Raw genomic sequence first — 25341 nt, 5'->3', positions numbered from 1 at the left:
GCTCATAATTCCCCGGATCTTATTGTAAGTAGACTCAGACGCAACTATATACTGAGTGCACAGGGGCGCCGGCATCCTATCACAAGAACAAAAAAAGAGCCGCCTGAAAGTCATTTCGACTTCAGACAGCTCTTCGTTTATTTCCCGGGAAACGAACTCCCGGTTTTTAATCTTCGTAGGACATGAGGGAGAATACTTCCACGCCAGGCAGCTTGTCGCGTCCCTTCAAAGCTTCAAGCTCAATCATGAACGCCGCCCCAACCACGTTGCCGCCCAGTTGGTTAACCAGATTTACGGATGTGGAAATGGTTCCGCCCGTGGCAAGCAGATCGTCAGCGATCAGAACGTTTTGGCCTTTCTTGATCGCGTCGGTGTGCATGGCCAGCTTATCCTTGCCATATTCGAGATCATAACCGACTTCAATCGTTTCGTAAGGCAGCTTGCCGCTCTTGCGGATCGGCGCGAATCCGACGCCCAGCGCGTATGCAAGCGGCGCCCCGACGACGAAGCCCCGGGCTTCCGGACCGGCAATGACATCGATCTGCAGATGAGACACCATGGCCTTGATGTCATCGATGGCCTTTTTGTACATTTCCCCGTTTTGAAGCAGGGTCGTAATATCTTTAAAACTGATTCCAGCCACCGGGAAGTCCGGAATCACCCGGATATAATCTTTGTAATTCAACATAATCTCTCCTTCTAGAGTTTTACGAAGTAAAACTAACTCCGTAAGCGTTACTTGGTTTTACGAAGTAAAACTGACTTCGTAAGCGTTACTTGGTTTTACGAAGAAACGGACTCCGTAAGCATTGCTTGAGGTCACGAAATGATACGGACCCTCGTAAGCATTCATTTCGACCGATCGTCTCCGGTCACGAAGCTCCCTGCATGCGGGAAATGAACCAGCTCGTGACCTGCGGCGTACTGGCATACAGCAGATGCTGTTCCATTTCCGCCAAGTTCCCTAGCGCAAGGAAATGGCGGGATGAAGCCAAATCACGCTTGGGCGGTTTAGGAATAAAACGGATAAGGCCTTCCTGCCTGTCTATAAAAGAGAGCTCCTCGAACACATCCATCATCTTCGTCACCATGCGGATGCTGCACGATGCCTGCTGACTGAGCCTCGATAAGGCGGTTTCTTCTTGGACGGGCTCGGCTGCGATTTTTGACAACAATATATAGAGCTTCTTAAACTGATCCCTGTCCGGCACAGCGAGTCTCTCCCTCTTATGTACCTGATGAAGCAGAAATACGTTGGACAGTTTCGGAAAAGAAAACAGAACCGCATCCAGCTGCTCCGGCGTCTCCGGCGCGTTCAGCATGAACAGCGTCGTCACGTCGTCCTGGCCGGACCGCTCCTCGTTCGGATGATACGCCAAAATTCCAGCATTCTTATCATATACCCAAAGGGTGGATTCATTCAAACGGATTTTTGCCGGATCCAGAATCTCCCGTTCCAGCACCGCCGCCACCTGCGTCGGCCCCAGTCTGAAATGCGATCCGATCAGCTGGCTGACCCGGTCGATCTCCTGCCAAGGATCCTTGGATCCGCGCAGGTCGAACACCTGCGGCTGCGTAAGCTTCAGATCCTGCAGCATCAGCTGCGGTCTGCGCGAACCGTTCCATTCATTGACGCTCATTTCGCCGAGCAGATCGAGCTCCGCGCCTTCCGTCAGCACTTCGGCCAGCTCGCCTTTGCCGAACGCGACCACTTCCAGGCGGATGCCGTCCTGCTGAACGACCAGCTTGAGGTGCTTGCTGTCACGTCCCATCTTCCGGGTCTCGAGCAGCCTGCAATTTCGAAAAATAAATTTGGGCACAGGATTGGCCATACCGAAGGGCGACAGCATTTCCATCTCATCGATGACCGTCAAGGGAACGTCCGACAGCCGCCACTCTCCGTCTGATGCTGCGACGGGAATAAAATCGGATTCGGTCAGAACCCCGGCGGCATACTCGTTCAGCGCCTGTTCGAAGGCATCCAGCTGATCCCTGTGCAGGCTCATGCCCGCAGCGGACGGATGGCCGCCATAATGGTCCATCAGCGATTTGCAGGAGGTCAGCGCCTCATAGATGTCCAGCCCCGGAATGGAGCGGGCTGAACCCTTGCACATGCCGGTATCCGGATCTATACCCAATATGATGACCGGGCGGTAATACCGTTCCAAAATTTTGGAAGCGACAATGCCGACGACGCCCACATTCCAGCCCTCTCCGGCCAGCACGATCACGTCGGGCACCCGACTTCCATCGGTCTTGGCAAGCAGCTGGCTGGTCGCCTCCTGGACGATATCGTCGACCACCTGCTGCCGCTCCTTATTGAGTTCATCCAGCCCGTGGGACAATCTTAATGCCTCATCCTCGTCTTCCGTCGTCAGCAAGGCTACGGCCGATCCTGCATGATCCAGCCTCCCGCTGGCATTAATGCGCGGGGCCATGCCGAAGGCGACATTGGTCGATGTAACATTCCGCATCGTAATGCCCCCGACTTCCATGAGGGCGCGGATCCCCGGAAACGCAGAGCTGCGCATCTGCTCTAAGCCGCGGCTGACCAGGATGCGGTTCTCGCCGCTGAGCGGCATCAAGTCCGCAATGGTACCGATGGCCACAATTTCCGTCCATTCCACTGGCGGCTGGCCGAGCATCGCCTGGGTCAGCTTGTAAGCCACCCCGACCCCGGCCAGGCCTTTAAACGGGTATGGGCAGTTCGGCTGCTTCGGATTGATCAGCGCATAGGCGTCGGGCAGCACTTCCGGAGGCTCGTGGTGGTCGGTGACGATCACATCCATCCCGAGCGAGTTGGCATACGCGATCTGCTCGACGGCGCTGATGCCGGTATCAACTGTGATAATCAGGCTGACCCCCTGCTGATGCGCCCAATCCAGCGCATGGTTGTGCAGTCCGTACCCCTCATTGGAGCGGTGCGGAATATAGATATCGTAGGACGCTCCAAGATAGCGCATGAAATGAATCATGAGCGAAGTACTGGACACGCCGTCAGCGTCGTAATCCCCGTAGATTAATATATGTTCGCCGGTCTCGACCGCTTTCTGAATCCGTGGAACAGCCTCCTTCATGCCGAGCAGCAGGAACGGATCATGCAATGCGTCCAAACTTCCGTTTAAAAACAAGGCGGCTTCCTCTGCACTGTTAATTCCTCTGGCCGCCAACAGCGAACCTACCAGAGGAGAAACCGACAGCTCCTGTGCCAGCCGTCCCGCCTTCTCCGGATCCGCTTCGGAAGTCAGCCATTCATATTTTGAATCAAACAATCGTCTTCACCTTTCTTTCCCCGCCCCGTCTTCTGTTCGTATACGTCATGAGCAAGCTATTGGAGCAGTGTCGGCTGCTCATTATCCGTCAGATGATGGTTCGACTTGTACGGATAACCGGGATCATAAGGGACGACCTGGATATTTACGATGCTGACATGCAAAAAACGGTGCATCAGAAGCTTCTTGACCCGGTCGGCGATCTCGGCGCCTTCCTGGACGGTAATCCGCGGATTGACGCTGATCTTCAAATCGATCGTAATGTAATGTCCCTGCTCCGATGCTTTCAGGTCATCCACCGTAATGACGCCGTGAACCCGCTGCACCGTATCGATAAAATTAATCGCGTCCTCCTGCTCGGTCTCCTGCACCAGCTGTCCGTACACGGAGCTGACGATGAGGCGGTAGCCTCTGCGCAGCAGCAGCGCCGCGACGATTAGAGCCGAGATGGAATCCATATACTGCAGCACGGACCAATGAAAGGCGCTGCCGGTCATCGCCAAAATGACACCGATCAATACCGTGATGGACGAATACAAGCTGAAGCGGTGGTTGTCGGCGTACACCGTATGCATGCCGTCACCCTGCTTCTTGGATTGGCGGTACTGGAACTGAAAGAGCGCTTCTTTGACCGCAAGCGAGACGAGTATCGCAATCAGCGTAAACTGCCCGGGTGTCTGCACACGGCCTGAAGCCAGGTCCCGGACCGCCGCTACGGCAATTTGCAATCCGCCCATCAGCACAAGAACCGAAAACAAAATCGCCAGAATCGGCTCTGTTCTTCCGGCCCGCAGATCAGCCTGCTGCGCACTCCGGAGCTTTGATGACGTCCGCCATGGAATGCGCCGGGCCAGTGCGCCGGCTGCGTCCGATGCGGAATACAGCGCATCTCCCAGCAGTGCCTTGCTCCCTGTAAAATATCCGACCACGCCTTTGAACAAGGCAAGTAACAGTTCACCGGCAATTCCCGTCCAGGCGACGGTACCCGATGGATTTGAACGCTCTATACTCATGAAAGCCTCCCCCCGGCAATCTGAATACCGATTCTGATCTGTTGTTTGAAAAAGATATGACATTCACGACAATAAGTTTAGATAAAGTCAGATAAGTTCCAGCGGAAAAGCCGCGCCCAATCAGACGCGGCTTTCCTTCATAACATTCGCTTCACAAGGTTACGCCTTGGAAGGTTTGGCTGGCTTGGCACTGGTCTTTTGTTTGCTTTTGAATACGAGCCACAGCGGACTGGCGATAAAGATCGAAGAATACGCTCCGAACAACAGCCCGATAACCATCGCCAACGAGAACATCTTGATCGATTCCCCGCCAAACAGGAACAGGAAGAAGGCCGCAATAAACACCGTCAGCGCCGTATACAAGGAGCGCATGAGCATCTGGCTCACGCTCTTGTTCATAATAGCTTTCAAATCGTCTTTGGTCTTCTGCTTGCCGAACCGCAGATTTTCGCGGATCCGGTCGAAAATAACGATCGTATCGTTAATGGAGTAACCGATGATCGTCAATACCGCCACGATAAACGTCAGGCTGACTTCCAATCGGAAGATCGAGAAGACGGCCACGACCATGAAGGCGTCATGCAGCAGGGCCACGATGGCCGCCAGGGCGAACCGCCATTCAAACCGGATACTTACATAAATGATAATCCCGATACAGGAAATCAGAACCGAGTAAATGGCATTCCGTCCGAGCTCCTTGGCCATTTCCGTATCGACCGTGTTGATTTCGAACGATGCTGTTTTATCCAGCTCCTGGATCGCGGACTTGAGCTGTTCACTCTGGTCTTCGTTAAGCTCCTTGGTAAAACGGATGTTGACCCGCTTGTCCCCAGGAGCAACCGTTGCGCCGTCGCTGAGCTGGATCTTGTCCAGCAGCGGCTCAACTTCAGCCTTCGTCACGTTCTTCGACAGCTTGACGTCCACATTGGAGCCTGCTTGGAAATCAACGCCGTAGTTTAATCCAAAAGCGGAAAGGGTAATGATTCCCGCAATCGTCAGGACGATGGAGAAGATGAACGCATACTTGCTCATCTTCATAAAATCGTAATCTTTTTTAAAGTGCACGAATATCACTCTCCTTTACCCCGAACTGCTTCGGCTTCTTCAGCACGCCGGCTTTAACCAAGAGGTTGAGCAGGTAATGGGTGAAGTACACATTCGTGAGAATACTGAGTACGATTTCCACGATCAGTACCAGCGCAAAGCCTTTGACGGCGCCTGTACCGAAGGCAAACATAACCGCTCCGACGATAATGGTTGTAATGTTGGAATCGAGAATCGTACGGAAGGACGACTTGTTCCCTGCTTTGACCGCAGACATGACGCTCTTGCCGTTCCGCATTTCTTCCCTGATCCGTTCATTCGTAATGATGTTGGCGTCAACCGCCATCCCGATACCGAGAATAAACGCCGCGATCCCCGGCAGGGTCAGCGTAAAGTCGGCCCAGACGAAGACGAGAATGAGCAGCCAGGTGTGGGCAATCAGTCCGAAGCTGGCGATGACACCCGGCAGGCGGTACATGCCGATCATGAAGATCAGAATCAGGATGGAAGCGATGATACCCGCTTCGATCGTTTTATGCAAAGACTGCATGCCCAGCGTAGCGCCCACGCTCTGAGAGTACTTCTCCGTCAGCTTCAAAGGCAGCGCCCCGAGGTTGATCGTATCGCGGATCTGGTTCGCTTCGTCAATCGTATAATTGCCCGTAATCGATGCTTTGCCGTCCGTCAGCTCCTGCTGTACGGTCGGAGCGGATAAAAGGGTATCATCCAGGAAAATGGCAAGCTCTTTGCCAAGCAAACGTTTGGTCACGTCGGCAAATTTCTTTTTATCTTTGACTTTGATATCGATTTGCGGCTGGTTCAGCTGGTTATAACCCACCTGTGCGCCGTTTTCCACGAAATCGCTTCCGATGAGTTCGATTTTACAATAGAGATCCTTCGGATCTACCGTGCCGTCTTTCCCCGCTTCGGGAGTCTTACAACCATCCGCACTGCGGAAAGTCAGCGACGCCGGCTCCTTCATTTTCTTGCGGACCTCGGCTTCGTTCGTCACGCCTGCGATTTTCAGACGGATCCGGTTTGTGCCCTCAATGGTAACTTCAGGCTCGCTCGTTCCGAGTGCGTTGGCGCGTTTCTCCAAGCTTTCCGCCGTCCGTATGAGGGACTCTCTCGTAATCTTCTGCCCCTGCTCCAGCGGCTGGGCCTCATACAGAATCTCAAAGCCCCCTTTAAGATCGAGACCGAGTCGTACGTTGTCGAGCAGCGCAGGGCTTGTCCCAGCCATGACCGCAATCGATACGAGCACGACGATGATGAAAGTGACAATTCTTTTCATGCCGTTCCTAGTTCCCCTTTCGTTCTCAATATTCCTATTATAGCCATGCGCCAAAAGGCAGTCAATTTATCAATATTTGTCGTTTTCCGATTTTACTGTATCCCTCATCTCTTTTAACACAAACAGAAAAAAAGATCCCTTTCAATCGAAAGTGGATCCTTTATATGCGGATATGGTCATAAAATTCATAAATGTCATCACTTTCAAAGAGAGTATATCGTTGACCAGCATGTAGAGCGGCGGAATCCCTTCCTTCTCGTATTTGACGCTGACGCAGTTCCAAATATCCTTGCTGGTTACATGCTCGTAGCCGACGAGTCTGAATTCCTCCGCCTTGCTGCGGCAGAGCGATTCAATCGCTTCCTCCAGCTGCCTGTCGTTCATTTCCTCAGAGCTCACTCTACGGCCTCCTCTCGATTGCCTCTTTCCACGCACGATCTGTTATGGATGTCCTACAGTCCATTGTAGCACTGATTTGTTCTGTATTCGACCCCATCGCCTTCGATTCCTTCTTTTGTCCAAATGTTACCGGAAAGGATGAATGAGTTGGGACAGGTTCAGCATATCCATTAAACAAGGTCTGACATTACCAAAAGTGGCAGCACAGCTTCGACACGGGAAGAGGGAGTGGACAATTGAACAAGCATCCTAAAAATCCAGGCATCAAAAAGCAAACCTTTATCCAAGGCACGATGATTTTGCTTGCCGCCGGCATCGTGAACCGCATTCTCGGGTTTATACCACGCATCGCCCTGCCCCGGATCATCGGCGCCGAAGGGGTGGGGATTTATCAGCTGGGTTATCCTTTTTTCCTGGTGATTATGACGCTGATCACAGGGGGTGTCCCGCTGGCGATCGCCAAGCTGGTGTCGGAAGCGGAAACCGAAGGCAAACCGCAAAATTCAAAGTATGTCCTGCGGGTCAGCCTCGGGTTGACGGTGGGTCTCAGCGTACTGTTTATGGCTTTATGCCTGTGGCTGGCCCCTTGGATCACGACAACGATTATAACGGATTCCCGCGTGTACTACACCTTTGTCAGCATGACGCCCATGCTCGTTATCGTGGCCATCTCGTCCGTCTACCGCGGCTATTTCCAGGGAAGGCAGAACATGATTCCGTCCGCGACCTCTTCGATTATCGAGACCGTTTTTCGGATCGTGTGCACGCTGTGGTTCGCCTACCTGCTGCTGCCAAAAGGAATAGCTTATGCGGCTGCCGGAGCCATGCTTGGCGTGATGGCCGGGGAATTTTTCGGGCTGCTCGCCCTGCTGTGGCAGTACCACCGGGACGAGAACTGGCTGTCGTCCAGGCAAGCCCGGAGAGAGAAAGCAAAGCAGCACAAAAAAGCCGGCCTTGAAGACAGTTCCGGCAGCCAGGTCAGCCGCGGATTGTTTCCACGTCTGCTTGGCATCACCGTACCGGTCACCGCCGGGCGTTTGGTCGGCTCCTTTTCTTACCTGCTTGAATCGATTATTACAGCCCAGAGCCTAGCGCTCGCCGGTGTCGTCACTGCTGTAGCAACTGCCCAGTATGGCGCGCTGCAAGGCATGGTCATCCCGCTGCTGCTGCTTCCGGGCGTACTGACCTCGTCCCTCGCGGTCTCGCTTGTGCCTTCGCTGTCCGAAGCCGCCGCCCGCAAAGACAAGCTTACGATTCACAAACGGTTAAACCAGACGATCCGGCTCGCGCTCGTCACCGGCGCCCCCTTTGCCGTCATTATGTATGTCCTTGCAGAGCCGCTGTGCCTGCTGCTGTACAACAATGCGGACATCTCCAACATGCTGCGCACGATGGCGCCATTTGCGCTGTTTCTGTACGTTCAGGCACCGCTTCAGGCCACCCTGCAGGCGCTGGACCGGCCAAGCCGCGCCCTGTTCAACACCTTGATCGGAGCCGTCCTCAAGCTGTTCCTGATCTGGTACCTGTCCTCCCAGCCGGAGTACGGCATTTACGGGGCCGTTATTGCGATAATCATCAACAGCATCGTGGTCACGTTCCTGCACGGGTTCAGCGTCAGCCGGCTGCTCGCCTACCGATTCCGGATGTTCGATCTGCTGAAGCTGGCGGGAGCCATGATTATCATGACGGGCATTACCCAATACGGCTATCTCCATCTGCCACTGGGAGGAATCGTTTGGATCCGCTTTTTGGCAGCCATGTCTATAGGCATGATCGCTTTTCTGGCCGCCGTATTTGCTTTAAAGCTGGTGTCCCTGCGGGATCTGTCCCGCATGCCCTACCTTGAAAAATGGTTCAAACCTAGAAATCCAAGAAACCCCAAGACGCCTGCCGCCTGATCCGCAGCACGGAAATTTCCGTCTTATTTGCGGTCGATGTAAAGCCGGCCTTTATGGTCGATGGAGCAGAGAAACACGTCTTTAAACTCTTTGATTCCCTGCTGTCGGATCTGATTTTTCAGCCAGAAGCGATTTTTGTTCAGCCGCTCCAAATTGTCGTCCTGTACTTTTCCGTCCATGATGAGCGGGATCGGCAGTATGCCATAGGTAAATTTTCCGCTGGGAACCAAAATTTTTTTACTGCGGTTTCTCGCCGGGACCCGGGACGGATCGGCATATGGGGTTCTATAAGTCTTTTTCGGCTTGCCGGCGGTCTCCTCTGAACGTGAAATAGCTAACGCATTGCCGGCGGGGCCTTGTGGTTTGCCGTTTCGATTTGCCTTCTCCTGGGGAACGGGCATGTCGTACTTATCTCTTTTCTCATTCCGTTTGGATTTAGGAATAACCGTCAACTGCCCGGAGTTTTCCAGAATCGCAAATTCCACATCCGCCACGTTTTCGATACTTCGCCCGCGCAATTGAAGAAGCAAATCGTCCAGATTATACCGATGCTTCCTCATTTCTTCACGGTTGAGCTTGCCTCCCGATACGAGGATGGCCGGTTTTCCTTCGAATAACAGGCGGATTTTCCGGCTCTTCAAGCTGATGAAAGCAATCGTGATCTGAATCAAGACAAGCGTAGCCATCGGAAAGAGGCCGTCCGTGATCGGACGCGCCGTATCCTCCAGCACAAAAACGCCGATTTCAGCGATCATGATCGAGATGACCAGGTCAAAAATGGACAGCTTCCCGATCTCCCGCTTGCCCATGATCCGGAGGGTCAGGTAGATGACAAAGTACATCAGGACGGTTCGGAAAATAGGAATCAGTATATCGGATATCACGGCCACCTGCTCCTTTCTGCGCCATTCATCATGCCAATTAAGGATATTTTGACCTTTCGGGAGCACGGACATTCAGAAGCCGGACCGATAAATTATTGGAAAATTACTTGTACTACTGGGGCAAGCCGTCACATAAATTTACATTAAATTGTGGAACTATGAAGGGGGTTCTCTTATGCATTTGATCCGTCGCCTGTTCTCTTTTCGGATCTCCAATCCCACTTTGTCGGGACTGTATTATTCCTTTTTCTGGATGATGGTCGGGGCGCTTATTCTTTCTTTCCTGTTGTGGTCCAGCGGCATGAAAGAACAAAGCCTGTCCCGCTACATTTACGTGGTTCATGCTGTCGCCGCGGCATTTGGAGGTCTTGTATCCGGGAAGCGTTCAGGCAGACGGGGGTGGTACCAGGGCGGATTAACCGGCATTTTGTACGGTCTCATGATCATCATAATCGGATTTCTGGCCCTTGACAGCAGCCTTCGGCTTGGAGATTTGTTGTTGATCGCAGCCGTTATTGCTTCAGGAGCCATCGGGGGCATGTTCGGGGTGAATTTAAAAAACAAATCGTAACCATTAAACTCCTCGCATGTGCTACACTAAGTGCACTTAAAGCAAGAGGAGGACGTCCCCGACGTGTTGTATGACTCTATGAATTATATTTCGGCAGCAACGCTTGTTATGGCGATCGGGCTGATCTGGCTGGGCACCCTGCGCAACCCTCTGAGGGCCGGATGGCTGCTGATCCGGGAGTTTGGGACCAACCGCAAATTTTTGGGTCTATTCGCTTTGATGGCTGCGATCCTCCTGTTCAACAGGTATGAACTGCAAATCGAAGCAGCCATGCATGTGAAGCAAGACTTCACCCCGTGGGTATTCGGGATTGAGGGGCATTTCGTACAGCACCTGCAGCAGTTTTTTCACAGCCCTTACATTACGCCCGTATCGGTATTTTTTTACGTAGTGGTGTTCCAATCCTTACTGATCGCTATGCTTGGAATCTTTGCGGCCGACGGGAACAAAGCCTTTCTCATGGCTGCCTGCATAGCCGTCTTCATCAATTATGCGGTGGCTATCCCGTTTTACCTCTTCTTTCCCGTGAACGAGGTTTGGTCCTTTCCGCCATCCGGCGCGTCGTTCTACATGCTGGAGGTTTTTCCGAAATTCGAACAGGCGTACCGGCCGCTATCCGGTATTAACAACTGCTTTCCAAGCCTCCACACTTCGATTTCCATCACCATGCTGGTGCTCGGAATCCGTTCGGGGAATCCACGACTGGCCCTCATGACGCTGGTCAGCGCCGTCATCATCATTTTCAGCATCTTCTACCTCGGCATCCATTGGCTGACGGATTCGGTCGCCGGTACCCTGCTCGGTCTGCTTGCCGCTTCCGCCGGGATCTACTGGGGACGGAGGCTTGCGCACCCGAAGCAGCAACAAGTAAAGCCCATCGTATCCGATCTCTAATACAAAAAGGCTGCACCCTTGTCCTTAGACAAGCTGTGCAGCCTTTTATCATCCGTAAGTATGAACATCGGCGACAGCAGCAGAGCTCCCTCTGCCGCTATCGTTATGTGATGTGCCTGGTCTTACTGGAAATGTTGCTTATGAACGCTCTCCCCGTGTAGTACCCGGATCGTCTTAGGACGATTTCTCGGATTCGCCGGAGCTCGAGCTAACCGCGTGGCTGATGGATCCGCGATCGAAGGTCAGCTTCGTCACGTCGTTCACCCGCAGGACGACGATATCGTCCGTAATTTCCATAATCGTTCCGTGAAGGCCGCCGATCGTGACGACCTTATCCCCCTTCTTCAATGCGCTCAGCATGGAAGTCCGGGTCTTCTGTTTCTTCTGCTGCGGACGGATCAACAGGAAGTAGAAAATCGCGAACATCAGGACGAGCGGCAAAATTAAGCCGACAAGGCCGCCTCCTCCGGAGCCGCTAGCACCAGCTGCTAATTCAAAGGTTTGAGTTTGGTTGAACATATACTTTTCCCCCCTTTCAAATACATTACTGCTGTTGAAGCTTAAAACCCTTTATCATTGTCATAAAGCCCATATTGTTCAAAAAACTCATCGCGAAAATCAAGCAGCCTGTCCTCCATAATGGCCTGGCGCACCTGCTTCATCAGATTGATGAGGAAATGCAGGTTGTGGTAAGTGGTCAAACGGAGTCCGAAGGTCTCATCCGCTTTGATCAAATGCCGCAGATAGGCTCTTGAATAGTTCCGGCAAGTATAGCAGTCACATGCTGGGTCAAGCGGGCCAAAATCTCTGGCGTATTGCGCATTGCGAACGACTAGCCGTCCCTGGCTGGTCATGGTCGTTCCGTTCCGGGCGATCCGTGTCGGCAGGACGCAGTCAAACATGTCCACGCCACGGATGGAGCCTTCGATCAGCGCGTCCGGCGACCCAACGCCCATCAAATAGCGGGGCTTGTTGTCCGGAAGCAGCGGAACGGTGTAATCCAGCACTTCGTACATCAGCTGCTTGGACTCTCCTACGCTGAGTCCACCAATAGCATACCCCGGGAAATCCATGGAAGTCAAATCACGTGCGCTCTGTTTCCGCAAGTCTTCATACATGCCGCCCTGAACGATGGCAAAGAGCCCCTGATCATGCGGTCTGGCATGGCTGTTCAGGCAGCGCTCTGCCCAGCGGGTCGTGCGTTCCAAGGATTTCTTAACGTAGTCGTACTCGGCCGGATACGGCGGACATTCGTCAAAAGCCATCATGATGTCCGAACCAAGCGCGTTCTGAATTTCCATGGCCACTTCCGGTGACAGAAACAGCTTGTCTCCGTTCAAGTGAGACCGGAAATGCACACCCTCTTCGGTAATTTTGCGCATCTCGCTCAAGCTGAATACCTGAAATCCGCCGCTGTCCGTCAGAATCGGACGGTCCCAGTTCATGAAGCGGTGCAGTCCCCCGGCTTCGCGGATGATGTCATGGCCCGGGCGCAGGAACAGATGGTACGTGTTGCTCAAAATGATCTGCGCATTCATTTCCTTCAGTTCTTCCGGGCTCATTGTCTTGACCGTGGCCAGCGTTCCAACCGGCATAAAGATCGGCGTCTCGATCACGCCGTGGGGCGTATGCACACGCCCCAGCCGGGCTCCGGATTGCTTGCACGTTTTAATATGCTCATAAGTAATTGCTGCTGCCATGATTAAATACCATCCTCTTATATGCCGATCAACCGGTCTTAATAGATAAACATCGCATCGCCGAAGCTGAAGAAGCGGTATCTTTCCTTCACAGCCTCCGCATATGCGTTCAAAATATGCTCGCGTCCCGCCAGCGCGCTGACCAGCATGACCAGCGTCGATTTCGGCAGGTGGAAATTAGTGATCAGGGCGTTTACGACTTTGAACGTATACCCCGGATAGATGAAAATATCGGTCCAGCCGCTGCAGGCTTCGAGCAGGCCGCCTTCAAAGCGCGTCCCGATCGTCTCAAGCGTCCGGCAGGAGGTGGTCCCTACGGCAACGATTCTTCCTCCGCGGGCTCTGGCCTCGTTCAGGATATCCGCTGTCTCCTGGTTCACCGAGTAATACTCCGCATGCATGACATGATCCTCGACACGTTCAACCGACATCGGCCGGAACGTGCCAAGACCGACATGAAGCGTAATGAAAGCGACCGTCACGCCTTTGGCACGGATTTGATCCAGCAGCTCTTCGGTAAAATGAAGGCCGGCGGTCGGAGCCGCAGCGGAACCTTCATGCTTGGAATAGACCGTTTGGTAACGCTCCTTGTCATCCAGCTTCTCCTTGATATAAGGCGGGAGCGGCATTTGACCCAGCCGGTCGAGAATCTCCTGGAAAATCCCTTGATAGGTAAAGGTCAGCTTCCGCTCACCCATTTCCCCTTCATCCTCTATGACCGCCTGCAGCTCGTCGCCGAAACGGATCACGCTGCCCTTTTTCAGCTTTTTCCCAGGCTTCACGAGCGCTTCCCAGGTGTCCCCCTGCAAATTTTTCAGGAGAAGCACCTCGGCTTTGGCCCCCGTCTCTTCTTTCACGCCGAACAGTCTCGCCGGAATGACCCGGGTATCGTTGAGAACCAGCGTGTCGCCGGGCTGAAGCTCGTCTGCGATATCTTTGAAGGTGCGGTGGGCGATCGATCCGTCCTGCTTGTTCAATGTTAACAGGCGGGATGCCGTCCGCTCCGGCAAAGGAGTCTGTGCGATTAATTCTTCTGGCAACTCAAAATCGTATAAGTCTACATTCATCTGTTCGTCATTCCTTAACAATAGTTACATTCTGATAATAGTGTTTCAAAATGTCCTGGTACCCATACCCGGCGTCCGCCATTCCTTTGGCTCCCCACTGGGAGAGTCCGAGGCCATGGCCGTTGCCGCGGCCCACAAACAGAAACGCTTCCCCGGCTTCGATCCGGCGCGCCTTCGAATCCCCGTTCATGACGATCGTGCCTTTTCCAGCGATGGAAGAAGTCCCTGAAGCGGAAATGACCGACGTGTCGGACGTGCCGGAAACCTTCGTCGTTGTCCCGTTTGCGCTTAATACAGTATAGCTTCCTGTAGGTACAATATCAAACAATGTGCTAGGCAAACCGTTCAAGGCTGAACGGAACATATCCGGATATTTCACATCTAAAATCTGCCCGTTGGCCTTAATTTGGATCGCCCGTCCGGACGGTCCACGCTTGGTAACCTCCAGCGTGCTGATCGTGGAAGGTGCAGCCGTTGAGGTTTTGCCCTTCAGCGTTGCGACCAGCTCGGCCGAAGTATAAGGTCCCCGAACCCAGTCGTAGGTTCCCGATTCCTTCACCTGCTCCAGAACGACGGCGGTATCGCCGGGGTTCATCTGCGCGGCAGGCTCGACGTTCGATTGAATGAGCGGAAGCGGACGCACGTTGGTGTTCTTGGCCGTCACCGTGACTTTTGCAAGTCCGGCAGCCGTCGCCGTGCCCAGTTCCTTGACGTTGTCCTCTCTGACATAACCGGTAATCCCGTTGCTGAGAAGAACGTGGTACCAGGTTTTAGCCCCGTTTTGCGCGGCTACGTCTTCCTTGCTCTCGACGGTGCCGAACGCAGCTCCACCGCTGTTCCATACTTCGGTCGGGTCGGCCGATGCGCCCCCGGCATTGGAAGAGAAAACGGCCTCGACAACATTGCCGTTTTGCAGCAGCACTTCGCCCTCTGTGGCGTCTACAGCACCGATGACGCTCGGCGCTTCGGAGGCAACTCCGTTATAAACTTGGCTGAGCGTCGTATCCACGACATCCGCCACCTTGAACTTATTATTGCTGCTGCTGATCTGGAAAGCAGCATAGCTGCGCGCAGCAACGGCTTGGGCTTTGAGCGACTCCTCCGGCCAGGACGACGGCACTTCGCCGCCGACGACCGCATAGAGGTATTGCTCAAAAGGCAGTTCGTTCACGAGCGCCAGCTGGCCGTTCACCATGCTGATCTCCATGCCGCCCCGGTATGTACGCCCCGATCTTTCCGCCACTTTAAGTTGGTCACCGCTGCTGGTAATCCAGCCTTTGGCATTGGTCCCGCTGACCACGATATGTTTCACCGCGGCGGTGCTTCCCGGGCTGCTCCCGGCATCACTGCGGATGATCAGCGCCGGCTGCGATGCATCCACCTCCGACAGCGTGGCCGCTGGAAGCTTCGCGCTTACCGCGCTGCGCACCGCCGCAAGGCCGGATACATCTGCCGCTTCGCCGACCCATACCGCATAACGGCCGCCGCCGTCTCCGCCCGGCTGAACCGCCACAAACGCATCGGCGCCGACTGCCTGGATTTGCTGGGCCGCAGCTGCCGCTTCAGCCTCCGATGCATAGGTCCCTGCCGACAAATGATTGCCGCCGGTCACGACCGGAGTCTGTCCATTCAGCTGTCCCGCGGCTGTCTTGGCTGTCCGCGCCGCGGCATCGTTAGCCGCCTGCAGGCTCGCATACATGCCGGTATACACCTGATACACCGTTCCGGCACCCGTCGATGCGGCAAAGATGACCGGCTTGTCGGCCGTCGCGTTCAATTTTTTATAGGCATCCGCCGCCGTTTTGGCATCGGAAGTGGCGAGTACTTTCACGCGGAATCCATCCACGCTGAATTTAGCCGTCTCGTTAGCCCCAAAGGACACAAGAGCCGGGGCCCCCGAGGAAGCCGATACTCCTGCAGACCATGACTGTCCCGATGACAGTGTGACGACAGGCGTCGTTGATTTATAGGTACTTCCCAAGTCGAGGAACAAGCCTACGCGGATTTGATCCATGCTCGTTCCCGCGGCTTCTGCGGTCTCAGCCGGCAAATGTAGGACTCCCGTTGCGAGCACGGCAGCCAAAATCCCCTTGCTTCCCCACTGGCCCGCTTTCGTTCTCCACCAATTTCCCACTCGTCATTCTCCTCCCGCTTCTGTCTGAAAATGTGTTCGAACCATTTCACGTCCGGCAGCCTCGTAACAATTACGCTTTACTGGTCAGTCGGCATCGGCAGACCTAAATGCTGATAGCCCGCAGCCGTCACCATTCTTCCCCGCGGCGTCCGCTGGAGAAATCCGATCTGCAGCAGGTAAGGCTCGTATACGTCTTCGATCGTCTGGCTCTCTTCGCCGATGGTGGCCGCGATCGTATCGAGGCCGACCGGACCGCCACGGAAGCTCGTGATCATCGCGTGAAGCATTTTATAATCGATCTGATCCAGTCCTTTCGGATCGACCTGCAGCATCTTCAGCGACTCCTCTGCGATGGCCGGCGTAATCATGCCGTCCCCCCGGACCTGGGCAAAATCCCGGACCCGGCGCAGCAGCCGGTTCGCGATCCGCGGCGTCCCCCTGGAGCGCAGGGCGATCTCGTCGGCCGCATCCCCGATAATTTCGATGCCGAGAATGTCGGCACCTCTGGAGACGATGTAGCTGAGCTCGTCCACCGTATAAAACTCGAGGCGGCTGACGACGCCAAAGCGGTCCCGCAGCGGTGCAGACAGCAGCCCGGCCCGTGTCGTCGCTCCGATCAAAGTGAACGGGGGCAAGTCCAGCCGCACCGACCGTGCACTGGGCCCTTTACCGATCATGATGTCCAGCGCAAAATCCTCCATCGCCGGGTAGAGCACTTCCTCGACCGTCCGGTGCAGCCGGTGGATTTCGTCAATGAACAGCACGTCCCCTTCCTGGAGATTTGTCAGCAGTGCCGCCAGGTCTCCCGGCCGCTCAATGGCCGGCCCCGACGTCGTCCGCAGGTTCACGCCCAGCTCGTTGGCAATGATATTGGCCAATGTCGTCTTCCCGAGGCCCGGAGGCCCGTACAACAGCACGTGATCCAGCGCTTCATTGCGCATTTTAGCCGCCTCAATATAAATTTTCAGGTTTTCCTTCACCTGGTTCTGTCCGATATATTCCGCAAGATAACGAGGACGCAGGCTAAGCTCTACCGCCTGGTCCTCCATCATCAGGTTTGCCGATATGATACGGTCATCCATTGCTATCGCTCCTCTTGTAACGCCCGCTTACCATAACTATCCCGCATAGAGCTGCTTGAGCGCCCGTTTCATTAAAATGTCCACCGAATCCCCAAACGCCGTGTCATCCTTGATCTTGTGCCATACCCGGTCCAGCTCGACGTCGGTATAACCGAGCGCCTTAAGGCCTTCGCGCGCTTCGGACCAAGCCGATCCGTCGCCTTCCATCGGTTCAGGAACCGCAAACAGACCTGTCGCCATAGCCGCCGTACCAAAACCGTCGAGCTTGTCCCTCAGGTCCAGAATCATGCGCTGTGCGGTCTTCTTGCCGATCCCCGGCAGCTTGGTCAGGAACGTAATGTTCTCCTGATAGATGGCCGTCACGACATGATCCGGCGAGCCCCCGCCGAGAATGCCCAAGGCTACCTTAGGGCCGATCCCCGACACATCGATCAGCTTGCGGAACAGCTGCTGCTCCTCGCGCGTTGGAAAGCCGAACAGCAGAATGGCGTCTTCCCTGACGTGGTGGTGGGTATATACGGTGACCGGACCATCCGTCTTGGCAAACACGAAAGGGTTCGGGCAAAATACCCGGTAGCCTACTCCCTGCACGTCAAGCACAATGTACTCATTCTCCAGATGGACCACGGGTCCTCTCAAAAAATCGATCATTTTCTTAATACCTCATTTATTCTGGAATTTAACGTGTACGAATGGGCGTGGCAGATCGCCACGGCCAGCGCGTCGGCCACATCATCCGGCTTGGGCACCGCCTGCAGCTTCAGGAACATGCGAACCATTTCCTGCACCTGCTTCTTCTCTGCTTTGCCGTATCCGACGATGGCCTGCTTCACCTGCATCGGGGTGTACTCGGCGATCGGCAGCCCGCGCTGCGTTGCCGCCAGAATCAGAACGCCGCGCGCCTGACTGACGGACATAGCCGTCGTGACGTTTCTATTAAAAAACAATTTCTCGAAAGCTACCGCTTCCGGCTGATACTTATCAATAAGCTGGAGCATCGCCTCATAGACGTGCAACAGCCGTTCTTCATCAGGTGTATGGGCTTCCGTCTGAATACATCCATACTGAACCGGAGTGACCTTACTTCCGTTTTTATCGATAAATCCGAATCCGACGATCGCAATCCCCGGGTCAATTCCTAAAATTCGCAAGTCATTTCTCTCCCTTGGTATAAAGCGAACATATGTATTCGTTCTCTTCATTATAATGTAAAACTTCATACCAAGTCTATGATTCTACTAAAAGAGGTATGCCTGCATCCGGGACAAGCCTACATAGACTCCGTCCCGGAAGGAGTGAACGTCCGGATGAGCTCGTTGATAAAAGCAAGCATCGCTGTGCTCAGAAACGTCTGCTTCCGGTAAACGATGCCGACCTTTTTCTGGGGGACGGGCTCAACGATCGGTACAGTGCGGATCGAAGGATCGGAGCCTTGTAAAAGGTAGGACCTGGGTAGTATGGTCGCGCCGACCCCGAGCCGGACCATCTGCAGCATGGAGTCCATCGTCGACAGCTCAAACGCCGGTTGAAGCTGCACCCCTGCTTGAGCGCTGTAGCTGTCCACCATTTGACGTACCAGAAACTTTTCAGGAAAAAGAATCAGCGGCACCTCTGTCAGTTGGTCCAATTTCACAGCCTCTGCGGCTGCAAGGGGATGCTGCTTCGCCACAGCCAGGCACAGCTCTTCGGTGTAGAGCTCTTTGCTGACCAGCTGCTCGTCCTCCAGCGGGAGAAAAACGACTCCAAGATCCAGCTTGTTAGCCAGCAGACCGGCCCTCGTTTCCTCCGTCGCCAGCTCCACGACCGAAATCGAGATGCCCGGCTGCTTCTGGTGAAAAGAAATCAGCGTCCTCGTCAGCAGATGGTTGCCTGAGCAGCCGATCGTCAGCCTCCCCCGCTGCATCCCTTTCAGTTCATTGATTTCGGACTGCGCCTGCTCCAGCTCATGAAAAATGTTCAGCGCATGCTCCTTCAACGTTTGCCCCGCTTCCGTCAAATAGTTCCGCTTTCCGATCCTTTGAAAGAGGGGCATGCCCACCCTCTCCTCGAGCAGGCGGATTTGCTGGCTGAGCGTCGGTTGGCTGATGCCCAATTGAACGGCTGCTTTCGTAAAATGAAGCTCTTCGCATACGGCAAGAAAGTATTCCAGCAGGCGGAAATCCATAAGCCTCCCCCTTCACCCTAACCATAGTTAATAACTATTATTTTAATTGATAACATTGAATTGACCAATCATTTTTTATTCCCTATAGTGAGAATAATAAATTTCTATAGATGAGGTGAGCGTTGCAATGACACAAGAGATCAGCATTCAGTTAACCACCGAGCCGCGAACACGTCCGGACAGCGAGAAGCTTGGCTTCGGCAAGTATTTTACAGATCACATGTTTATGATGGATTATACGCTGGAGAAGGGATGGCATGATCCGCGGATCGTTCCTTACGCCCCGCTGCAGATGGATCCGGCTTCGATGGTATTTCATTATGGGCAGGCAGTGTTCGAAGGTCTGAAGGCATACCAAACTTCTTCCGGCGACCTCCTTCTGTTCCGCCCTGACAAAAACATGACGCGGCTGAACCGCTCCAACGAACGCTTGGGCATTCCTGAAGTGTCGGGCGACTTTGTCATTGAAGCGATCCGCACCCTCATTAACATCGATCGTGCTTGGGTTCCGACGGCTCCAGGAACATCGCTGTATATCCGGCCTTTTATCATTGCTACGGAAGCTTGCCTCGGCGTGAGAGAATCCCACACCTACCAGCTGATCGTCATTCTGTCTCCTGTAGGCGCTTACTACTCGGGCGGGCTTGCCCCGGTAAAAATTAATGTGGAGAGCTCCTATACCCGAGCCGTGCAGGGTGGAATCGGGCATGCGAAGGCAGCTGGCAACTATGCCGCAAGCATCAAGGCCCAAAGCAACGCCAAGAAAGGCGGCTACTCCCAGGTGCTGTGGCTCGATGCGCTGGAAAAGAAGTACATTGAAGAGGTCGGCAGCATGAACATCTTTTTCAAAATCGGCGGTAAAGTGATCACCCCGGCCATTAACGGCAGCATACTGGAAGGTGTGACCCGGGCTTCGGTTCTGGAGCTGCTCGGCAGCTGGAACATCCCGGTGGAAGAGCGGAAAATATCGATTGAAGAGATTTTTGAGGCCAATGCCAAGGGCGAATTGGAGGAAGTGTTCGGCACGGGGACGGCGGCTGTCATTTCCCCTGTCGGCGAATTATATTGGGATGACCGGCAAGTCCTCATTAACAACGGCCAAATCGGCCCATACTCGCAAAAGCTGTATGACACCCTAACGGGTATCCAGACCGGGCGGCTTCCAGATCCATTGAAATGGACGATGCCCGTTTAAGTCCCCATAGGATGAATGCAAAAAGCTTTCCTGTTCGCCTCATCGCTGGCAGGAAAGCTTTTTTCACTTGCGTTCTATTCCTTTTATCGAAAATCCGTTTAAAGCAAAGGACATCGAACATCCCGGGCTTTACCCTTTTCGGGCATAATCGCTGAATGTGGACAGCACGCTGTTGTATTCGTCAATATCCTGAACCCGGATGCCGTCATAAAGCTGCTGTACGGCTCCGTCCGGCAGGGAGGATTCCATCGAGTTGATATCCAGTTGGAAAAAGGTTTTAATGACCTTTTCGTGTGTCGGCGGTCCCTCGAACAAGGTCAGATTCCCATCTTTGTCGAGGCTGATGTAAGCCTGTTCCTTACAGGTCGGGGATAGATCCGAAATGGTTTCCTCAAACCGGATTTGCCCCTTCCCGGTAAACTCGCCTTTCCAGGTTGGATGCTCATTCATCAGGGAGTAGATGTCATCGCTGCTCAGTTGTCCGAGCACCTGTTCCTCCTCACCGCATATATAAACTTGGCGAACGGTTACTTCGTTTGTACCCTTCGTTTGATTCAACGTCTTCCAGAATTCCGAATTATCCACGGTGTCATCGGAACCCTCCGTCTGCTCATAATGCTGAAGCGTTTCAATGGCAACCGGCGGTTTCGTGCTGAGCAGGCTCTGTACCTGATCCGGAAGATAGGATCCGAGCCAGACCAAGGCAAGCATTAACGAAGAGATCCCCAGCGTCAACGCTCTGCGTCTCCAACGTCTCCATTGCTTTTGTATTTTCTTTTTGATTCGCGCTGCATTCACGATAATCCCCTTCTATTCTCTATCTTTTTCCTTTATTGTGACCGGGGAAATACCAAATTATACAGCAAAAAACCACCGAAATTCATTCGGTGGTTGATCTGATCGGGACGACACGATTTGAACATGCGACCCCCTGGTCCCAAACCAGGTGCTCTACCAAGCTGAGCTACGTCCCGTTATTCATCTGAAAATGTTAAAATGCCGGTGAAGGGACTCGAACCCCCACGGTTTCCCTCACGATTTTGAGTCGCGCGCGTCTGCCAATTCCGCCACACCGGCTCGGTAAAACATAAGTACGCGCCCTAAGAGATTCGAACTCCTGACCTTTTGATTCGTAGTCAAACGCTCTATCCAGCTGAGCTAAGGGCGCCGGTAAAGGCAAAAAAAATGGAGCGGACGACGGGAATCGAACCCGCGACCCTCGCCTTGGCAAGGCGATGCTCTACCGCTGAGCCACGTCCGCAAAATCAAAAATAAAACTGGTGAGCCATGAAGGACTCGAACCTTCGACACCCTGATTAAAAGTCAGGTGCTCTACCAACTGAGCTAATGGCTCTTAATTCAAGAGGATTCTCATCCCTGAAGTAAAGATCATGGTGGAACCTACGGGATACTCTCTCTTCGTTCGAGACTGCGATGCAGTGCTAACGAAGTGAATGCATCGACGAACCCGTATCCGGATTCTCATCCCTGAAGCAATTTATAATGGCGGAACCGACGGGATTCGAACCCGCGATCTCCTGCGTGACAGGCAGGCATGTTAGGCCTCTACACCACGGTTCCACGGCCTTTGGGATCTCCATCTTAAGGAGATAATTGCGGGGGCAGGATTTGAACCTACGACCTTCGGGTTATGAGCCCGACGAGCTACCGGACTGCTCCACCCCGCGTCATTAAAAAATCACTTATTTTCTTTTAAAAATCATGGTGGAGGCTGAGGGGATCGAACCCCCGACCCTCTGCTTGTAAGGCAGATGCTCTCCCAGCTGAGCTAAGCCTCCATAATAAGTGACCCGTATGGGATACTCTCACTTCGTTCGAGACTGCGATGCAGATGCTAACGGAGTAATGCTCCGACGAACCCTTTTTTGGATTCTCATCCCTGATGCTAATAAAGAAAGTGACCCGTATGGGATTCGAACCCATGTTACCTCCGTGAAAGGGAGGTGTCTTAACCCCTTGACCAACGGGCCGCGCTATTAAAATCCAAGCTGGCGGAGAGAGAGGGATTCGAACCCTCGAGACGCTTTTGGCGCCTACACGATTTCCAATCGTGCTCCTTCGGCCAACTCGGACACCTCTCCACAAGTGGCTCCCCGAACAGGACTCGAACCTGTGACAACTCGATTAACAGTCGAGTGCTCTACCAACTGAGCTATCAGGGAATATGTATCGCTTGGCAACGTCCTACTCTCCCAGGACCCTTCGGTCCAAGTACCATCGGCGCTGGAGGGCTTAACGGTCGTGTTCGGGATGGGTACGCGTGGAACCCCTCCGCTATCGCCACCAAACGGAGCATTGGTTAATAACCAAATGCATAATTCAGGTTTCAGCATCGCCAAATGCTGAAAGTCATGCACGCTTCTCTCACCCACTTGAAGTGAAATCAGCATTTTTGACTCCCTGAAAACTAGATACGAAACGAATCTGCGCTTTAAGAATTATCGGGTCCCCGCCAAAGTACTCGGAATCAGCTTCAACGCTGCTCTTCACTTTGGTGGGTATTTTTTGGATAAGCCCTCGACCGATTAGTATTGGTCAGCTCCATGCATTGCTGCACTTCCACCTCCAACCTATCTACCTCGTCGTCTACAAGGGGTCTTACATACTGGGAAATCTCATCTTGAGGGGGGCTTCACGCTTAGATGCTTTCAGCGCTTATCCCGTCCGTACGTAGCTACCCAGCCATGCTCCTGGCGGAACAACTGGTGCACCAGCGGTACGTCCATCCCGGTCCTCTCGTACTAAGGACAGCTCCTCTCAAATTTCCTACGCCCACGACAGATAGGGACCGAACTGTCTCACGACGTTCTGAACCCAGCTCGCGTACCGCTTTAATGGGCGAACAGCCCAACCCTTGGGACCTACTTCAGCCCCAGGATGCGATGAGCCGACATCGAGGTGCCAAACCTCCCCGTCGATGTGGACTCTTGGGGGAGATAAGCCTGTTATCCCCAGGGTAGCTTTTATCCGTTGAGCGATGGCCCTTCCATGCGGTACCACCGGATCACTAAGCCCGACTTTCGTCCCTGCTCGACTTGTAGGTCTCGCAGTCAAGCTCCCTTCTGCCTTTGCACTCTTCGAATGATTTCCAACCATTCTGAGGGAACCTTGGGGCGCCTCCGTTACTCTTTAGGAGGCGACCGCCCCAGTCAAACTGCCCACCTGACACTGTCCCCATACCGGATCACGGTACCAGGTTAGAACCTAGATACGATCAGGGTGGTATCCCAACGGCGCCTCCACCCAAGCTGGCGCTCAGGTTTCAAAGGCTCCCACCTATCCTGTACAGATCGTACCCAAATCCAATATCAAGCTGCAGTAAAGCTCCATGGGGTCTTTCCGTCTTGTCGCGGGTAACCTGCATCTTCACAGGTATTAAAATTTCACCGGATCTCTCGTTGAGACAGCGCCCAAGTCGTTACGCCATTCGTGCGGGTCAGAATTTACCTGACAAGGAATTTCGCTACCTTAGGACCGTTATAGTTACGGCCGCCGTTTACTGGGGCTTCGGTTCACAGCTTCGGGTTTAACCCCTAACCGCTCCCCTTAACCTTCCAGCACCGGGCAGGCGTCAGCCCGTATACTTCGCCTTGCGGCTTCGCACAGACCTGTGTTTTTGCTAAACAGTCGCTTGGGCCTTTTCACTGCGGCCCCCTCGTGCTATTCACACTACCGGGGCACCCCTTCTCCCGAAGTTACGGGGTCATTTTGCCGAGTTCCTTAACGAGAGTTCTTCCGCGCGCCTTAGAATTCTCTTCTCGCCTACCTGTGTCGGTTTGCGGTACGGGCACCTTCACCTGGTTAGAGGCTTTTCTTGGCAGTGTGAGATCATGACCTTCGGTACTATAATTTTCCCTCCCCGTCACAGCCCAGCCTTAAAGTGTGCGGATTTGCCTACACACCAGCCTCACTGCTTGGACGAGCATCCATCAGCTCGCGTCACTACCCTCCTGCGTCACCCCATCACTCATAACGGTTTACGGTGGTACAGGAATTTCAACCTGTTGTCCTTCGATTACGCCTGTCGGCCTCACCTTAGGTCCCGACTTACCCTGAGCGGACGAGCCTTCCTCAGGAAACCTTGGGCTTTCGGCGGATCAGATTCTCACTGATCTTTTCGTTACTCATACCGGCATTCTCACTTGTATACACTCCAGCACTCCTTACGGTATACCTTCAACGCTGTATACAACGCTCCCCTACCCCTGATGCAAAGCATCAAGCCATAGCTTCGGTGGTGTGTTTAGCCCCGTTACATTTTCGGCGCAGAGTCACTCGACCAGTGAGCTATTACGCACTCTTTCAATGGTGGCTGCTTCTAAGCCAACATCCTGGTTGTCTGTGCAACTCCACATCCTTTCCCACTTAACACACACTTGGGGACCTTAGCTGATGGTCTGGGCTGTTTCCCTTTTGACAATGGATCTTAGCACTCACTGTCTGACTCCCGGTCGATCAGTCGATGGCATTCGGAGTTTGACTGAGCTTGGTAACCCTTGCGGGCCCCGCACCCAATCAGTGCTCTACCTCCACGACTGCAAAACCGAGGCTAGCCCTAAAGCTATTTCGGGGAGAACCAGCTATCTCCGAGTTCGATTGGAATTTCTCCGCTACCCCCACCTCATCCCCGAATTTTTCAACATTCGTGGGTTCGGGCCTCCAGTGCGTGTTACCGCACCTTCACCCTGGACAGGGGTAGATCACACGGT

The 25341-nt window shown here is 53.8% G+C and carries 20 protein-coding genes, 11 tRNA genes and 2 rRNA genes (1 of these 33 cut by a window edge); 4 read left to right on the top strand and 29 right to left on the bottom strand.

The genetic code is table 11. The features are described from left to right. Nucleotides 1-166: 166 nt before the first annotated feature. From K2F33_RS15640 to K2F33_RS15615, 6 genes are all read right to left on the bottom strand, one after another. Complete coding sequence (locus K2F33_RS15640; RefSeq protein ID WP_076177014.1) at nt 167-685, bottom strand: adenine phosphoribosyltransferase; 519 nt, start codon at nt 683-685, stop codon at nt 167-169. 187 nt (nt 686-872) lie between these two features. Continuing rightward, nucleotides 873-3272: a single-stranded-DNA-specific exonuclease RecJ gene (recJ, locus tag K2F33_RS15635; protein ID WP_263882152.1), complete on the bottom strand. Its 2400-nt coding sequence runs from the start codon at nt 3270-3272 to the stop codon at nt 873-875. Nucleotides 3273-3328: 56 nt separating this feature from the next. Beyond that, a complete protein-coding gene (locus tag K2F33_RS15630) occupies nt 3329-4285 on the bottom strand; it encodes a cation diffusion facilitator family transporter (RefSeq protein ID WP_263882151.1) in 957 nt (318 codons plus the stop codon). 159 nt (nt 4286-4444) lie between these two features. After that, nucleotides 4445-5350, bottom strand: a complete 906-nt coding sequence (secF, locus tag K2F33_RS15625; RefSeq protein WP_089548354.1) for a protein translocase subunit SecF — start codon at nt 5348-5350, stop codon at nt 4445-4447. Then, on the bottom strand, nt 5340-6623 hold the full coding sequence (secD, locus tag K2F33_RS15620; protein ID WP_263882150.1) for a protein translocase subunit SecD: 1284 nt from the start codon (nt 6621-6623) through the stop codon (nt 5340-5342). The genes secF and secD overlap by 11 nt, the downstream gene beginning before the upstream one ends. Nucleotides 6624-6764: 141 nt before the next feature. After that, nucleotides 6765-7007, bottom strand: a complete 243-nt coding sequence (locus K2F33_RS15615) for a post-transcriptional regulator (RefSeq protein ID WP_076177013.1) — start codon at nt 7005-7007, stop codon at nt 6765-6767. A 278-nt stretch (nt 7008-7285) separates the two neighbouring features. Here K2F33_RS15615 and spoVB point away from each other — a divergent pair, with 278 nt between their 5' ends. Continuing rightward, a complete protein-coding gene (spoVB, locus tag K2F33_RS15610; protein WP_089550335.1) occupies nt 7286-8920 on the top strand; it encodes a stage V sporulation protein B in 1635 nt (544 codons plus the stop codon). 23 nt (nt 8921-8943) lie between these two features. Here the strand turns inward: spoVB and K2F33_RS15605 are convergent, their stop codons facing one another. Next, nucleotides 8944-9762, bottom strand: coding sequence for a DUF421 domain-containing protein (locus K2F33_RS15605; RefSeq protein WP_256993156.1), 819 nt, complete (start codon nt 9760-9762; stop codon nt 8944-8946). A 217-nt stretch (nt 9763-9979) separates the two neighbouring features. Here K2F33_RS15605 and K2F33_RS15600 point away from each other — a divergent pair, with 217 nt between their 5' ends. Both K2F33_RS15600 and K2F33_RS15595 read left to right on the top strand, forming a co-directional pair. Then, on the top strand, nt 9980-10375 hold the full coding sequence (locus tag K2F33_RS15600) for a TIGR04086 family membrane protein (RefSeq protein WP_076176984.1): 396 nt from the start codon (nt 9980-9982) through the stop codon (nt 10373-10375). A gap of 63 nt (nt 10376-10438) precedes the next feature. Beyond that, nucleotides 10439-11269 (top strand): phosphatase PAP2 family protein, encoded by an 831-nt coding sequence (locus K2F33_RS15595; protein ID WP_263882149.1) that lies wholly within the window; start codon nt 10439-10441, stop codon nt 11267-11269. A gap of 174 nt (nt 11270-11443) precedes the next feature. Here the strand turns inward: K2F33_RS15595 and yajC are convergent, their stop codons facing one another. The 8 genes from yajC to K2F33_RS15555 all read right to left on the bottom strand — a co-directional run bounded on the left by yajC (nt 11444) and on the right by K2F33_RS15555 (nt 19416). Beyond that, complete coding sequence (gene yajC / locus K2F33_RS15590) at nt 11444-11788, bottom strand: preprotein translocase subunit YajC (protein ID WP_076176983.1); 345 nt, start codon at nt 11786-11788, stop codon at nt 11444-11446. Between the two features lie 41 nt (nt 11789-11829). Next, nucleotides 11830-12969: a tRNA guanosine(34) transglycosylase Tgt gene (gene tgt, locus K2F33_RS15585; protein ID WP_076176982.1), complete on the bottom strand. Its 1140-nt coding sequence runs from the start codon at nt 12967-12969 to the stop codon at nt 11830-11832. Nucleotides 12970-13007: 38 nt separating this feature from the next. Then, on the bottom strand, nt 13008-14036 hold the full coding sequence (queA, locus tag K2F33_RS15580) for a tRNA preQ1(34) S-adenosylmethionine ribosyltransferase-isomerase QueA (protein ID WP_076176981.1): 1029 nt from the start codon (nt 14034-14036) through the stop codon (nt 13008-13010). Between the two features lie 7 nt (nt 14037-14043). Next, a complete protein-coding gene (locus K2F33_RS15575) occupies nt 14044-16170 on the bottom strand; it encodes a SpoIID/LytB domain-containing protein (RefSeq protein WP_263882148.1) in 2127 nt (708 codons plus the stop codon). A gap of 77 nt (nt 16171-16247) precedes the next feature. Continuing rightward, a complete protein-coding gene (gene ruvB, locus K2F33_RS15570; protein ID WP_076176979.1) occupies nt 16248-17252 on the bottom strand; it encodes a Holliday junction branch migration DNA helicase RuvB in 1005 nt (334 codons plus the stop codon). A gap of 36 nt (nt 17253-17288) precedes the next feature. Continuing rightward, nucleotides 17289-17903, bottom strand: coding sequence for a Holliday junction branch migration protein RuvA (gene ruvA / locus K2F33_RS15565; RefSeq protein WP_089548358.1), 615 nt, complete (start codon nt 17901-17903; stop codon nt 17289-17291). Beyond that, entirely contained in the window at nt 17900-18403 is a 504-nt protein-coding gene (gene ruvC, locus K2F33_RS15560; RefSeq protein ID WP_076176977.1) for a crossover junction endodeoxyribonuclease RuvC, read from the bottom strand. The genes ruvA and ruvC overlap by 4 nt, the downstream gene beginning before the upstream one ends. Nucleotides 18404-18522: 119 nt before the next feature. Continuing rightward, nucleotides 18523-19416, bottom strand: a complete 894-nt coding sequence (locus K2F33_RS15555) for a LysR family transcriptional regulator (RefSeq protein WP_089548359.1) — start codon at nt 19414-19416, stop codon at nt 18523-18525. A 127-nt stretch (nt 19417-19543) separates the two neighbouring features. On the opposite strand from K2F33_RS15555, the gene K2F33_RS15550 reads away from it, so the two are divergent. Continuing rightward, on the top strand, nt 19544-20611 hold the full coding sequence (locus K2F33_RS15550; RefSeq protein WP_089548360.1) for a branched-chain amino acid aminotransferase: 1068 nt from the start codon (nt 19544-19546) through the stop codon (nt 20609-20611). Nucleotides 20612-20740: 129 nt separating this feature from the next. Here K2F33_RS15550 and K2F33_RS15545 read toward each other — a convergent pair whose 3' ends face one another. The 14 genes from K2F33_RS15545 to K2F33_RS15480 form a co-directional block, all read right to left on the bottom strand. Next, the gene (locus tag K2F33_RS15545; protein ID WP_076176974.1) at nt 20741-21409 is read right to left on the bottom strand and encodes a BofC C-terminal domain-containing protein; all 669 of its coding nucleotides are present in this window, start codon (nt 21407-21409) and stop codon (nt 20741-20743) included. 102 nt (nt 21410-21511) lie between these two features. Further along, a tRNA-Pro gene (locus tag K2F33_RS15540) sits at nt 21512-21585 on the bottom strand. Between the two features lie 23 nt (nt 21586-21608). After that, a tRNA-Leu gene (locus K2F33_RS15535) sits at nt 21609-21688 on the bottom strand. A 17-nt stretch (nt 21689-21705) separates the two neighbouring features. Beyond that, nucleotides 21706-21779 (bottom strand) — tRNA-Arg (locus K2F33_RS15530). A gap of 18 nt (nt 21780-21797) precedes the next feature. Beyond that, nucleotides 21798-21872: transfer RNA gene (locus K2F33_RS15525), tRNA-Gly, on the bottom strand. 17 nt (nt 21873-21889) lie between these two features. Then, a tRNA-Lys gene (locus K2F33_RS15520) sits at nt 21890-21965 on the bottom strand. 150 nt (nt 21966-22115) lie between these two features. Next, nucleotides 22116-22192, bottom strand: a tRNA-Asp gene (locus tag K2F33_RS15515). Between the two features lie 33 nt (nt 22193-22225). Beyond that, nucleotides 22226-22299, bottom strand: a tRNA-Met gene (locus K2F33_RS15510). Nucleotides 22300-22334: 35 nt separating this feature from the next. Next, nucleotides 22335-22410 (bottom strand) — tRNA-Val (locus tag K2F33_RS15505). A 120-nt stretch (nt 22411-22530) separates the two neighbouring features. Next, nucleotides 22531-22602 (bottom strand) — tRNA-Glu (locus K2F33_RS15500). 19 nt (nt 22603-22621) lie between these two features. After that, nucleotides 22622-22713: transfer RNA gene (locus tag K2F33_RS15495), tRNA-Ser, on the bottom strand. 5 nt (nt 22714-22718) lie between these two features. After that, a tRNA-Asn gene (locus K2F33_RS15490) sits at nt 22719-22794 on the bottom strand. A 9-nt stretch (nt 22795-22803) separates the two neighbouring features. Continuing rightward, nucleotides 22804-22920: ribosomal RNA gene (gene rrf, locus K2F33_RS15485) — 5S ribosomal RNA — on the bottom strand. A 217-nt stretch (nt 22921-23137) separates the two neighbouring features. Then, nucleotides 23138-25341, bottom strand: a 23S ribosomal RNA gene (locus tag K2F33_RS15480) (it continues 726 nt past the right edge of the window).

Source organism: Paenibacillus sp. PSB04 (assembly GCF_025809195.1).
In the GTDB taxonomy this organism is placed as follows: Bacteria; Bacillota; Bacilli; order Paenibacillales; family Paenibacillaceae; genus Paenibacillus_AQ; species Paenibacillus_AQ favisporus.
Note: the sequence above shows the minus strand (reverse complement) of the source record. Positions and strands in the feature narration are given on the sequence as shown.

Excerpts from the sequence above, each read along its gene's own strand:
- K2F33_RS15630 (WP_263882151.1), bottom strand. The coding sequence starts at position 4,285 with ATGAGTATAGAGCGTTCAAATCCATCGGGTACCGTCGCCTGGACGGGA.
- secD (WP_263882150.1), bottom strand. The coding sequence starts at position 6,623 with ATGAAAAGAATTGTCACTTTCATCATCGTCGTGCTCGTATCGATTGCG.
- K2F33_RS15615 (WP_076177013.1), bottom strand. The coding sequence starts at position 7,007 with ATGAACGACAGGCAGCTGGAGGAAGCGATTGAATCGCTCTGCCGCAGC.
- K2F33_RS15605 (WP_256993156.1), bottom strand. The coding sequence starts at position 9,762 with ATGTACTTTGTCATCTACCTGACCCTCCGGATCATGGGCAAGCGGGAG.
- K2F33_RS15600 (WP_076176984.1), top strand. The coding sequence starts at position 9,980 with ATGCATTTGATCCGTCGCCTGTTCTCTTTTCGGATCTCCAATCCCACT.
- yajC (WP_076176983.1), bottom strand. The coding sequence starts at position 11,788 with ATGTTCAACCAAACTCAAACCTTTGAATTAGCAGCTGGTGCTAGCGGC.
- tgt (WP_076176982.1), bottom strand. The coding sequence starts at position 12,969 with ATGGCAGCAGCAATTACTTATGAGCATATTAAAACGTGCAAGCAATCC.
- queA (WP_076176981.1), bottom strand. The coding sequence starts at position 14,036 with ATGAATGTAGACTTATACGATTTTGAGTTGCCAGAAGAATTAATCGCA.
- ruvB (WP_076176979.1), bottom strand. The coding sequence starts at position 17,252 with ATGGATGACCGTATCATATCGGCAAACCTGATGATGGAGGACCAGGCG.
- ruvA (WP_089548358.1), bottom strand. The coding sequence starts at position 17,903 with ATGATCGATTTTTTGAGAGGACCCGTGGTCCATCTGGAGAATGAGTAC.
- K2F33_RS15555 (WP_089548359.1), bottom strand. The coding sequence starts at position 19,416 with ATGGATTTCCGCCTGCTGGAATACTTTCTTGCCGTATGCGAAGAGCTT.
- K2F33_RS15550 (WP_089548360.1), top strand. The coding sequence starts at position 19,544 with ATGACACAAGAGATCAGCATTCAGTTAACCACCGAGCCGCGAACACGT.